The 11931-nt window shown below is 67.1% G+C and carries 9 protein-coding genes; 2 read left to right on the plus strand and 7 right to left on the minus strand.

All coding sequences use genetic code 11. The features are described 5' to 3' along the window. The first annotated feature begins 39 nt into the window (after positions 1–39). Positions 40–1641 (plus strand): hypothetical protein, encoded by a 1602-nt coding sequence (locus tag AB0E14_RS34245; protein WP_362427453.1) that lies wholly within the window; start codon positions 40–42, stop codon positions 1639–1641. A 317-nt stretch (positions 1642–1958) separates the two neighbouring features. On the opposite strand, the gene AB0E14_RS34250 is transcribed toward AB0E14_RS34245, so the two are convergent. From AB0E14_RS34250 to AB0E14_RS34280, 7 genes are all read right to left on the minus strand, one after another. Further along, entirely contained in the window at positions 1959–2087 is a 129-nt protein-coding gene (locus AB0E14_RS34250) for a hypothetical protein (protein WP_362427457.1), read from the minus strand. Positions 2088–2335: 248 nt separating this feature from the next. Continuing rightward, on the minus strand, positions 2336–7438 hold the full coding sequence (locus AB0E14_RS34255) for a hypothetical protein (RefSeq protein WP_362427460.1): 5103 nt from the start codon (positions 7436–7438) through the stop codon (positions 2336–2338). 323 nt (positions 7439–7761) lie between these two features. After that, positions 7762–8376 (minus strand): hypothetical protein, encoded by a 615-nt coding sequence (locus tag AB0E14_RS34260; RefSeq protein WP_362427463.1) that lies wholly within the window; start codon positions 8374–8376, stop codon positions 7762–7764. Positions 8377–8420: 44 nt separating this feature from the next. After that, positions 8421–8972 (minus strand): GNAT family protein, encoded by a 552-nt coding sequence (locus AB0E14_RS34265; protein ID WP_362427466.1) that lies wholly within the window; start codon positions 8970–8972, stop codon positions 8421–8423. 49 nt (positions 8973–9021) lie between these two features. Next, positions 9022–9549: a GNAT family N-acetyltransferase gene (locus AB0E14_RS34270; protein WP_362427469.1), complete on the minus strand. Its 528-nt coding sequence runs from the start codon at positions 9547–9549 to the stop codon at positions 9022–9024. Next, positions 9546–10064 carry a hypothetical protein gene (locus AB0E14_RS34275; RefSeq protein WP_362427472.1) on the minus strand — a complete coding sequence of 173 codons (519 nt, stop codon included), beginning with the start codon at positions 10062–10064 and terminating at the stop codon, positions 9546–9548. Before AB0E14_RS34275 ends, AB0E14_RS34270 begins: the two co-directional genes overlap by 4 nt. Continuing rightward, on the minus strand, positions 10061–11017 hold the full coding sequence (locus AB0E14_RS34280; RefSeq protein WP_362427475.1) for a LysR family transcriptional regulator: 957 nt from the start codon (positions 11015–11017) through the stop codon (positions 10061–10063). Before AB0E14_RS34280 ends, AB0E14_RS34275 begins: the two co-directional genes overlap by 4 nt. A gap of 200 nt (positions 11018–11217) precedes the next feature. Between AB0E14_RS34280 and snpA the strand changes: the two genes are divergently transcribed. Further along, a complete protein-coding gene (gene snpA, locus AB0E14_RS34285) occupies positions 11218–11877 on the plus strand; it encodes a snapalysin (protein ID WP_362427478.1) in 660 nt (219 codons plus the stop codon). The last annotated feature ends 54 nt before the right edge of the window (positions 11878–11931 follow it).

Below are 11931 nucleotides of genomic sequence, written 5' to 3' on the forward strand. Positions count from 1 at the left end.
CCTATTGCCGCAACCGGCGGTCGCACCTAATATGCGCCAATGGACCTGCGGCAAGAAGAGATGCTTAGGCGCTTCACCTCGATGGAGCAGGGCTCGTGGACAACTGTGTACGAAGATTGGCACGAGCAGAACGGAAATGGCGGAATCTATTGCGCTTTCGCTCCGGCTGCGATGCGCACGAGAATCCTCAAATCTCCATCGTGGGATGTGAGTATGAGCGATTTTCGCCCCGGCTTCTCGCAGCACCGAGAGAACGGCGAGATCGTAACCAGGTACTTCCGCAGCAGCACCGAAGACGGCATCGAGCCGCTGGTCCTGTGCCGGGAATATCACGGAGCAGTACCGTCGACCCGAGAGCTAGCCGAACACTTTCGGCTATACCACAATCTCTACTGGGATGAGCTCAGCGCACAATTCATGCAGCCTCTGGATGACGGCACTTCATTGGCCGCCGTCAAGCTGACCGCCAGCAAGATCGAAGTCCGCACAAAACTGCTGCGCCAATTCCAGGCTGCCCAAGGGTACGACCTGATCCTCTATGTGGATTCCGTCTGCATCGGCGAGAAAGATGACGCGCTTCCCGAATCCTTTGACCTGACCACGGACACCGCACGAATCTCCCTTTACCCCGGAGACCGAGTCGGACCCGGAAAATCTACCCGCCTCCTCGGCACCCGAGTAGTTCCGCCGCCATCGGTCGAGAAGAGTGGGATCTGGCCGTTCGAGGAAGAAGACTCCCACTTTCCGGAGTTCATTATTGCAACGGACTCCGATGGCGATGAGATTCGATACAGCTGCAATCCCGATTCTCTCAGTAATTATTTCGGAGCGAACCCCGATGCTCCACACTACCTCACGCCCGTATATTTTCGCCGGGAAGTGCTGCAGAAGTACTACGATAAGCCTGAACTCTACACCGTATCGGACGGATATCTCAGTTGCGCATCACTATGGGGCCTGCGACTCGATAACAGTGCCCAGGATTACGTCGTCGTCTTTCTTGGAGACCTTGGTCGCGATCTACCCAGGCAGGAGCGGGACTACTGGCGCAGCTTCAATGTCGCAGAAGACGGCCCACCTAGCGAGACTCTGATCCGCCGAGCATTCCTGGGGCAGCCCGCTGAGCCGACCGCCGAGGACCTACTCGTTCGCTCCAACTACCTGACCTTCCGACGCACATGGGAGGAGGTCTACGGGTGGGAGCTCTTCCGGAAGCCCGAGGAAGCCGATGCAGGACTTCTACAGCGCCTACGCCTACCCTTGAATGATTCACAGGCAGAATTCGAGTCCAGCATTCGAATTATGACCCAGCTTTTCGTTGACGCCCTCAATGAACGGGAGATCCAGAAGCGTCTGCCGGACCGCATTGATAACGAGAAGGGCATCTCGAAGTTCAAGCGCTGGATGGAGCAGGAGGGTTACCCGCATGCCGAACGGGACACCCAGTTCTTGCGAAACCTCCAGGAGATCCGTTCGAAGGCGACGGCTCACCGTAAGAGCAGCGATTACGAGAAGACACTCACCAGGGTCTTCGGCGACTTGCGGGGACTGGCAGCCGTCAAGACTTTCTTCACATCAGCTCTGTCCATGCTGACCGGTCTGAGCGAATGGGCGAGCGAACCCAAGCCCCAGCAAGAGTAAGGTCGCCCTGATGGGCAACCGCCGGGCGGGGCCGGGGCGCTGCCAGTCGCACACAGTCCGCAAGACACCCGATCAAGACCGTCGCACCCATTGCCAGTTAACAGCAAAAGGGCCGTTCGGCTACCTTCGGCCATCATCACCGAAGGTCACCGACCCGCCCCGTTACGGAGACCAGGAAGGCCGGACCCAGGCTACTCCCGCCCTCCTGGCCCGTCGCAGGCCAGAGATCGAATGGAGCAGCCCGCCCGGACACCCCGGCGCGGGCCGCCGCCGTCCCCGGGGCCCACGGGAGAAGACGGGGAAGATGCCGGAGCCCCTCACCTGCTGCGGACGAGGACGCGACCGAGGCAAGTGATCTCGTACGCGCCGTGACGGGCGATGTGACCGGCGACGAGGACGCGCGCACGGTCGGCGGTCGCGTCGAAGGGCACTTGGTACTGATCCACCCAGGCTCGGTGCGAAGCCACGTGGGCGATGACGGGCCCGGGATCGCGGACAGTCACGGTTCCCGGCAGTTCGACGACCTCCCGGCCGACCCCTCGCCAAGGAAGGCAGGGGCCTTCTCGGGAAACGAGCGCTGGGCGAGATCCGGGCCGTGCCGCGCCCGACGCCGAGGACGTCACCGGCGAGCCGGTGCCAGAGGTCATCGAGTTCGGTGTTGTCGCTGTCACTGCCGGACAGGGCCCCTGCGGCGTCACCGGCTGTACGGCGCCAGGCGCTCATTTCCGGCGACCACGAAGGAATCGACGAGCATCTGCCAGCTGTCCAGCTCGTCGATTTCCTCAGCCGTTCTGCGGATCTCCTTGAGCCAGTCGTCCGAAAGCCGGGACCACTTGACCGTGACACGCCCCTCTTGGATGCACAAGTCGGACACCCAGGACACGCCACGAGTCGCTTGCGTTTCCTTCGGCAGCTTCCGAAGGATGCGGATGAGCGCATCGAGGGGCATGGCCTCTCCGTGAGCGGCTGGCAGCCAGTCGTCAATCGACTCAACGAAGTCCTCAGCGCGCACCCAGTCGATGGGCTCGCCGGCGACCTCGTTGTACATGCCTTGTGTCCACGAAAGCGGGCTCGGCAGCAGAGCGGCGGCGGCCCAGTCCCCCCAGTGGTGGTCGCGGTAGGGGCTCGGGGTGTCACTCAGGTAGCCGAGGGCGTGGCGCAGCAGCGACGGCCAGACGCCTCGGGCAGCTTCGGCCAAGCGTTCGTTCTCTGCGCCTGCCGCGGCGAGGCCGTGAAGGAAATGCGACATCAGCTGTGCATCTGCGCGAAAAACATCGAGGTGATCGAGCAGCGGCCCCGCGTCGCGGTTCTTCGCGAATCCTCCGAGCAGGGCCCGTGCGGCGACAAGGGTGTGCATGCCGCGGTCGTCCGCGGACCAGCCCTCCTTCTCCTGCGTGACCATGGCCCGTCGCTCGACGTCGAGAAACGCGGCGAGGAGCGTCACCGCGTCGTCGGTGCAACAGTGCTCTGCCGACGAGGCTGCGCCGAGCCCGCGAACGGCCGCGTCGAGAACCGCGATGTCCACCGAGTCGCCCGGCAGTTCCTGGAGGCGCTGAACAACGTCGCCGGTGATCCGGGCCTTCGACCGACTCTGGCCGTCCTGGTCCCAGGGACCGATTTCTGCGCCACGAGCGGTCTCGAGCATCCAGTTCAAGGCGGTCCGGTGGATGCAGGGGTCGAAGTGGCACGGAGAGCCCCAGACGACATCGCATCCACGCGCCAGGTACAGCCGAGTCTCCAAGGACGCCTTGTCTGCCATCGCAAGGCCGACCTGGGCAACATCTTCGGCCGAGCCGCCGGCCGCTTCCAGCGGTGCGGCCAGTGCGGGTGTAAGGAACGCCGGCAGGGCTTGAGCCACAGCTCGGTCGGCACTGAGGTCGAAGTACTGGTCCTCATGGACCTGGTTCTCGGCGTCTTGGAACAATGACGCGATGCCGAGGACGAACTCGGCCGCGAACTGCGCTTCGCAGCCCAGCGCCTCCAGATCGCCGGCGGCGGCTCGTTCGACCGCTGCTCGGACGACGTGGGCAACAGCGTCCACAGGCCGGTTCGGCATCAGGTCTTCATCGACTTCGATCAAGGCACGTCCTGCCGCCAGGTCCGCGGCGATCTCTTCCGACGAGGGCGGACCGTACTCCGCGTCGTGCTTGGCCGAGCCCCAGTACCGATTCTGCAGGCGCAGGCTGGTCTGCACGACCTCCTGGTGAGCCTCGTGCGCTTCCTGCGCTGCTTGCAGCTCAATCGGTGGTTCGACCTCGATGTAGACCTCATCCCCATGCTGTTTAACCCGATATTGCTCCGAGTCCAGGCTTGCGGCCCAGTTCTTCGTACGCTCCTCGCTGATTCCCAGTCGGTCGCCGTTCTCGACGAGTTTGTCGGCGACCTTCTTCAAAGCCTGGTTACGCTCCTGTCCGCCGTTCACCATCAGCCACATGGCTACTTCACGCGGTGTCCACTGGCGGCGTTCAAGGTTTGCGAGCCCTTCGGTTGCCGCACGCAGCCCTACGTACTCACTCGTCCTGCGGCCGAACTCCAGCTCCCATACGGCAGGTTCGGCGAGGAAAAGGTCGAGCTCGGTGCCGACTTTCTCAATGTGACGCACCAGCAGGCCGAATAGCATCCCCGGAATGGCCAGGTTCTCACAGCCGTTCAAAAGTGCCTCGACAACCAATCTCGGTGACGCACCCTGGCTCAACCACGTGTCGGCAAGACGCTCCATCGCCTGGAGTGCGCTCATGGCCGAGTACGGGCCAACTGACGTTCCCCGGTACCAGCTCCACACATGACTGTCGCCGACATACAGGCGGGCGGTGCCGTCAAGGTTCAGGACCGCACCGCGTTTTTCTCCTTCTCCGCTTTCCGTGTCGGCGTCTACGCTTTCGTTGCCGGCGTGGACGGACCCAGCGAATGCATCAGGCGGGCTAAGCCTCGACAGCCTCGCTACGCGTGCCCGTGCACCGCTATTAAGAATGTCGTTCAGCACCCGCACCGATGTCGGCAATGGAGCTGTCTGGAACAGCTGCCAGAATCCACCGAAGTAGTACTGGAAGAACGGTGGTCCGAATCCTATCCATCGGCCCTGATGCCTCCGGACACCCTCATCTCGGTGCCACCTCGGCTCGTCGTCGATGTAGTAGGCCGCCATCAACGCCGCCAGTAGCTCTGGGTTCTTCTGCGCCAAGGCTCGGGCGCTCAGCGGCGAGTCCGCGGCCGGAGCCAAGGACGCTGGCGCGTCGTCCGCGATGGCCCGAAGGCACTCTTCGGCGGCATCATCGATGTCCGGACCGAGCAGGGCCAGCGTTTCAACGAACTCTTCCTTCTCCAGATGGTGATCCAGCCGGCGTCGGCGTCGCCGACGCTGCGCCATCCCACCGGACAGTGCCTCTCCGTCGGTTTTACGGGGAGAGAACGAGTTCCAGTAGGCAAGGAGACGGTCCCGAAGCCTGATTCTTAGTTCGTTGCCAGCCGGAACGTCCGCCAGGGACAGGGATTGAAGCCAGTCCGCGAGCAGTTCAAACGACTCCTTCGACACGTTCCACGGCTCTTTGTCATCGAGGATGATCTGCACAACGGGCTTCGCAACCAGACGGTCGACCAGCCCATTGACCTTATGCCGCTGCTGAGCGACTCGAACTACCTCGCCGAGTACCAAACCGACCGACTGGTCCGTGCACGCTGACTTCAGGCATTTGTACCCGAATGGTGTCTCCAGTACCGCCTCCACCGGAACGTCGGCCCACCGGGGACCGCGTGCTGCCGCGAACATCTGGAATTGCGAGCTCAGTTCGATGAATTTTCGGACAGGCCGAGCGTCCGGTGCTTTCAGTAGCCCCTCGCACGCAAGAATGGCGGCCGACAGCGCCCACCGAGGCGCTCCTGCCGCCTGCAGCAAATCGGTGGGGCTTGCACCACGGACGAGAAGGATGGCGGTCGCGTACCGCCGAACTTCGTCATGTGCAAATTCCGGCTGATTCCGATATCGGCTCGGTGGTGCGAGCAAATGATCCCGACGCAGCGCGTCGACCGCTGCAGCATCGACGCTTGCGCGAGGTCGACGGTCCTCGGGCAGTTTCATGGTCTCTGCGGCTACTGCGAGCAGCGTCTGTTCACGTGCCTCCGCCGAGCCGACGCCGGGCCGCCCATCGCCGCGAACAATCCGGCTCCACACCAGATCAAGACATTCCCACTCACCCAGTGAACTTTCCGGCTCCGCCCCGGTCCGAGCCAGAAGGTCGAGCACAACGGGCCTTCTCAGCAGCGAGTTCGCAGGCAGGTCCCGCAGGACCTTACGCAAGAGCGGGAAGTGGTCCGAGACGACAGAGATGTCCTCATCGTCCAACGGCCGCATCTCGAAGGACGAAATGGACTTCGCGAACCCCGGCTCCACCTGTTCTCGCACGAAACCCATTGCCACGTCAGAGGTCACCACGACGATGCCCACACCCGCCGCAGCCGCTGCCGACACCAGGTCACTCAACAGGCCGGAAGATCGCTCCAGGGCAGCATCAGCCGCATCGATGACCAGGACCCGAGACGGTGCCGATGTCTCCGCGAGCACATCCTCCAGCGACATCCCGAGCGCAGCCCGCAACTCCAAGCTCGACTGCGGCAAGCCGCGGAAGTTCACCACCACCCCCTGGAACCCAACGGGGTCTGCGGCTTCCAACTCTTCGACGGCCGACAGCGTCAGCGCGCTCTTGCCGATGCCCGACTCGCCGGACACCAGCAGAGCCGAAACACGAGCACCTGCCTCGCGCAGGGCCCCGGTGAGTTGCTCGCGGCTGTCGTCGAACGAGATCTCGACCGGTCCTCCAGATGTCTCATCACCGATCGTGGTCCGCACACGGGCAACAGCCAGCTTGCGTTGTTCGGCGAGCACCGACCACGCGTGCCGGCTTCGCGTCGCGGCCGAGTCCAGGAACACGTGAACGTCACGGCGAAGCACCTTGAGGTCCACCACGGCGCCCGTCGCGTCGTAGCGGGTTGCCTCGACCTCGAGCCGGTTCCGGACCCCCACTCCGTCGGTGGCAGCTGAGGCCACGCTGTCCAGCGACGTTGCGACTGCCGCGCGGTCACCTTCGTCCGGACTTTGGACAGCAAAACCGAGGATGTGCAGCCGGCCGAGCAGCCGCCATGCCAGCCGCAGGATCTCTTTCGGTACTGTGCCGTCTTCGACGACCTTCTCGACCATCTTCAGAAAATGCCTCTGCCGCTCACGCACCGGCTTCGACCAGCGGCCGTCGACGGCCATGGACGCTTGGAACGACTCCTGGTCGGCATGAGCCCGCGCGATATCGCAGAGCGTTGCTAGGTGGTCCCACTGATTGGACCGGCCGGCGGTTGCGACAGCGACCTGGTGAGTGTCTGTGTCGAACCTTTCGACTTCGGAAAGCAGCGACCCGACGAGCTTCACCGTCTCGTCATGGCTCGGGACGAAATCCGGCGTCGCGCGGCATGCCACGGCGAGGGTGACCTCGCCCGACTCATCGCCGCACTCCACAAGAAGGTCATCCACCGGATGCGCCGGACCAGTTTGGAATGAGACCCTCCGAACCGGCAGCTCAGACGTCTCCGCCCGTCGTGCGCTGGTCAACATGCCGGCGAGATAGACGGCCGCGACGCGGTGCGCGAACGAAACGCCGCCCCCGCCGGTGGCGTAGGTGCTCGATCCTCGTTCCGTGCCACCGGTTACGGCAGTGGCACCCCCAGCGGTCGCATCCTGGGGAGCAGCGGCGGATCCAGATGCCGTCTCGCCTTCGGACCGAGCAGCAGCATCCGGTGCAACGGACTCGTTCATGGGTTCCTCGGTGGCATCGTGCGATATGTGGCCGCACTGCTCACCGTAGCGGTGCGTCGAGAACCGTGAAGGGATATCGCATCAGTCTCTGCCCAGTCCGCACACAGTCCGCAGGACACCCGATCAAGACCGTCGCACCCCATCGCCACCCAACAGCAAAAGGCCAGGTCAGCGACCTGCGGCCACCATCGCCGCAGGTCACCGACCCGCCCCATTACTAGGAGACGAAGAAGGCCTGACCTTCCTGCTCCCTCTGCTCCACCCGAAGGGCCCGTCCGGCAACCCCGGCCGGGCCCTTCGGCGTGCACCGGCGAGCGGGGACGCTACGCCCTCGGCGGCGCGGGCAGGTCGAGGAGGCGAGCGACGGCGGAGAGGACCGGTGCCGCGTGGGCGGCGGGCAGGCTGCTGTCGGCCCAGGACGCGGCGAGTCGGAGGAAGCCGGTCAGGTGGCGTTCGGCTTCGTCGAGCAGGTCGGCGAGGTGGCTGAGGGGCAGCTCGATCACCGGACTGGCGTCCTGTTCGGCGTCGACGGTCAATCGCGCCGTATCGCCGACGCGTTCGGCCATCGGGGAGGGGTCGTGCCCGAAGGAGGCCCGTCCAGTGCCGTCGACGACCTCGAACCAGTCGCGCCACTCCTCCAGCCCGTGGCAGCAGCCCGGTAGCAGGGTGGTGCCGGTGGTGGTGTCGGTGACCCGGAGTCCACCGGCGGCGAAGAGCGGATCCATGGTGAGCAGTCCGTGGAGGAACCCGGCGAGGCCGCTCTCGGCCTCCGGAGCGACGTCGTTGCACTCGGCGATGCGCATCACCGCCGTACCGACCTGCGTCGGGTCGAGCGCACCGCCGAGCGGCAGGAAACCGCTCGTCCGGACGGCGGCGACCGGCCAGAGGTCGAAGCCGTCGGACGGGTGGATCTCCAGGACGGGCTGCAGAACGATCACCCGCTCAGTGTGCGGCACACCCTCGGCTCACCTCGCTCCGCCGGTCATGAACTGAGCGTGCCCGTGAGTCGGCGCTCCCAGAAGACCTCGTCGCGCCAGGCGCCGTCGGCGTAGAAGTGCTCGTGGGCGACGCCCCAGGTGGTGAAGCCGTGTTTGCGGAGGATCGCCTGGGAGGCGAGGTTGTCGAGCTGGGTGTGCGCCTCCAGGCGGTGCAGGTTCAGTTCGTCCTCGGCGACCCGCAGGGTGAGGCCGACGGCGCGGCTCGTGTGGCCGAGGCCCTGGTGGGTCGAGGAGATCCAGTAGCCGAGAAAGCCCTTCTGGAACGGGTCGCGCAGGATCGAGCTGATCGTGATCCGCCCGATGACGGTCTCCCCGGACAGCACGACGCCGGGCCACACGAGCCCCAGGTCGTAGGAGGTCAGCAGGGCTTCGATGGCGGCGGCCTGGCCGTCGGGCGTGTAGAACTCCGCGGGCTTCGCGGGCATCCAGCGCGCGTACGCCTGTCGGTCCTGCGCGAGCAGGTCGGCGAGCGGAGCCGCGTCGGCGGGGTCGATCACGCGAATCGACGTGGGATGCGCCGGAGTTGAGCTGGTCATGGCAGGTCACCGTAGCGGTTCGGCGCCCGCGCCCCGGGCCCCGGTTGCCTCAGCCGGCCGGCGCGGGCGGTTCGACCGCGAGTGGTTCCTCCACCGCGAGGGAGTAGCGCAGCTTCTGCTTCGACGTGGCGCCCACGCGGTCGTAGAAGCGGATCGCGCCCTCGTTCCACGTGGGCGTCTGCCACTGGATCTCCGTCAGGCCCAGCGCCCGGGCCTCCTCGCGCAGGGCCGCGATGAAGAGGGGGCCGAGGCCGAGCCCGCGTTCCGTCGCGGCGAGGTAGAGGCAGTCCATGTGGAGGTACTCGGCGCCGTCCCAGGTGGAGAGCTCCGGGGCGCACGTGGCGTAACCGACCAGGCGGCCGTCCGGGAGCTCGGCCACCAGGCAACGCAGTCGGGGGCGCTGCGACGTGTCGAAGAGGAGCGCCTCCAGGCGGGCCGCGAGCCCCGGCGCCGGGGGCGCGGCCTTCTCGTACGCCGCGTGCTCGGCGGCCAGTTCGGCCACGCGGTCCAGGTCCTCCCGGCGCGCGTGCCGGACGCGGGCCGCCGGGCGCGCCGTACGCGGCTCCCGCTCGCTCATCGCACATCCCCCTCGACGACGTCCGACGCCCACGCGGCGACGCGCTCCGCGTTCGTCCCCGAGCCGTCCAGGACCTGCCGCACGAACGCCTCCCGCTCGTGCGCGAGCACCGCCGCCTCCCAGACGCACGGCGCGAGGCCCGCCCGCCCCGGACGCAGTTCCTCCGGGCGTCCCGCCGGGCCCGTCCAGATCGCCAGCTCCGACATGTGGCCCTCGATCCAGCTGTGGACCAGGACGTAGTCCCCGTCGCCGCCCGCGTGCAGGATCAGCACCGCGAGGCCCAGCGCGCCCGAGCGCCGCCCCAGCGCCAGTTGGTCCGCCGCGATCCGCAGGGCCGGCGCGAGCTCGGCCTCGCCGACCGTGCGGCCGGGGGCCTCGATCGCGTACACCTTCACGAGCTGGCCGCCGGCCTCCCTCGCGCCCCATGCCCGCGCGGTCCGGGCGTGATGCCCCTCCGCCAGCACCATCAGCGCCTTCTCGTCGACGAGTGCCGCGCCGTCCGTACGATCCGTCATACCGTCATCATGCCCGCCCCCACCGACATCCCGTTCCGGCCGAGCCACTGCCGGTACGGCGCCGCCCGCAGCGCCGCCTCCCAGTAGGCCGCCGCCAGGTCGTCGTACAGCGGGTCAAGCGCGGTCCCCTCGCGCGCGTAGAGCAACAGCCGTACCGCCAAGGGGTCGTCCCGTAAGGGGCGGATCGCCAGATCCTCCCGCGGCAACGATGTCGGCTGGCACGGCGCCACCGCTTCGCCGGAGACGATCAGGGACGCCGCCGTGTGGTAGTCGCCGTGCAGCAGCGGCGGATCGATGCCGGCCTCGTGCAGGACGCGGCGCAGCCCGTCCCACTCGCCGTCCACCGTCGGGTCGACCATCCAGCGGTCCTCGGCGAGGTCGGTCAGCTCCACCACCGGGCGCCGGGCCGCCGGGTGGTCGGCGGCCAGCGAGACGAACTGCGGCTCCCGTTCCACCAGGACCCGCTCCTGGAGCCCCTCCGGCACCCGCAGCGGGCACCCCTCGACCTCGTGGACGAAGGCCACGTCCAGCCGGCCCGCCGCGACCGACCGCACCAGCTCGTTGGCGGAGACGTCCATGTGGAGCGCGATGTCCGTCCCGGGCAGCCCCTGGCGCAGCCGGCGCAGCCAGCCCGGAAGGGCCCTGCTCGCGGTCGAACCGACCCGCAGCCGGGGCCCGTCGGTCCGCGCCGCCTCGGCCCTGGTCTCGGTGATCAGCAACGCCATCTGGTCGACCAGCGGCCGGGCCCGGCTGAGCACCGAGCGGCCGAGCGGTGTGGGCCGGCAGCCGGTGCGGCCGCGCGAGAACAGCTCCGCCCCCAGCGCGTTCTCGATCCGGCGCAGCTGCGTCGTCAACGAGGGCTGGCTCATACCCAGTTGCCGCGCCGCCTTGTGCAGACTGCCCGTCTCCGCGATGGCGCAGAGCGCGCGCAGATGCCTCACCTCCAACTCCATGCCCCGAGAGTAGGACGGCGCTGGGGGCCGCACCAGACACCCAAGTCGCACCAATTCCCTTTGATTGCAGGGAAGTTCAGACAGAATGAACGAGTCCGCACGATCGCGGGTGATGCGTTCGTGCTATCGCCTGCTGCCATCATCCGTACGCGCCCCGGCTCCCCCGACACTCTCTCCAACCGACCCAGGAGGAGCCCCCCATGCGACACCCCAAGGTCCTCACCGCCTCCCTCGCCGCCACCCTCGGCCTCGGCCTGGCCGCCGCGCTCGGCGCCGCGCCGGTGGCCGTGGCGGCGGCCCCCGCCGCCCCGTCCTCGGCGACCGCCGGGTACGCGGCCTACGCCGGATCCGCCGAGGACGCCAAGGCGACCAAGGCGTTCCACGAGGCCGTCATGAAGTCCGTGGCACAGAAGCGGGCCGCCAACCCCGGCGCGGCCGCCGTCACCGTCGTCTACAGCGCCGCGAACGCCCCGAGCTTCCGCACCCAGATCGCCCGGAGCACCCAGATATGGAACAGCTCGGTCGTCAACGTGCGGCTGGTGGAGGGCAGCAACCCGGACTTCCGCTACTACGAGGGCAATGACTCGCGCGGCTCGTACGCCAGCACCGACGGCCACGGCCGCGGCTACATCTTCCTCGACTACCGGCAGAACCAGCAGTACAACTCCACCCGCGTCACCGCCCACGAGACCGGGCACGTCCTCGGCCTCCCCGACCACTACTCCGGCCCGTGCAGCGAGCTGATGTCCGGCGGCGGCCCGGGCACCTCCTGTCAGAACGCCCAGCCCAACTCCCAGGAGCGGGCGCGGGTCGACCAGCTGTGGCGCAACGGCCTCACCTCGGCCGTCAAGGCGTTCTGATCCCCCTCCCCTCCCCCACCCCGGCGGGGCGGGCGGCCACCACGGCCGTCCGCC

The sequence above is a fragment of the Streptomyces sp. NPDC047981 genome, assembly GCF_040653315.1.
In the GTDB taxonomy this organism is placed as follows: Bacteria; Actinomycetota; Actinomycetes; order Streptomycetales; family Streptomycetaceae; genus Streptomyces.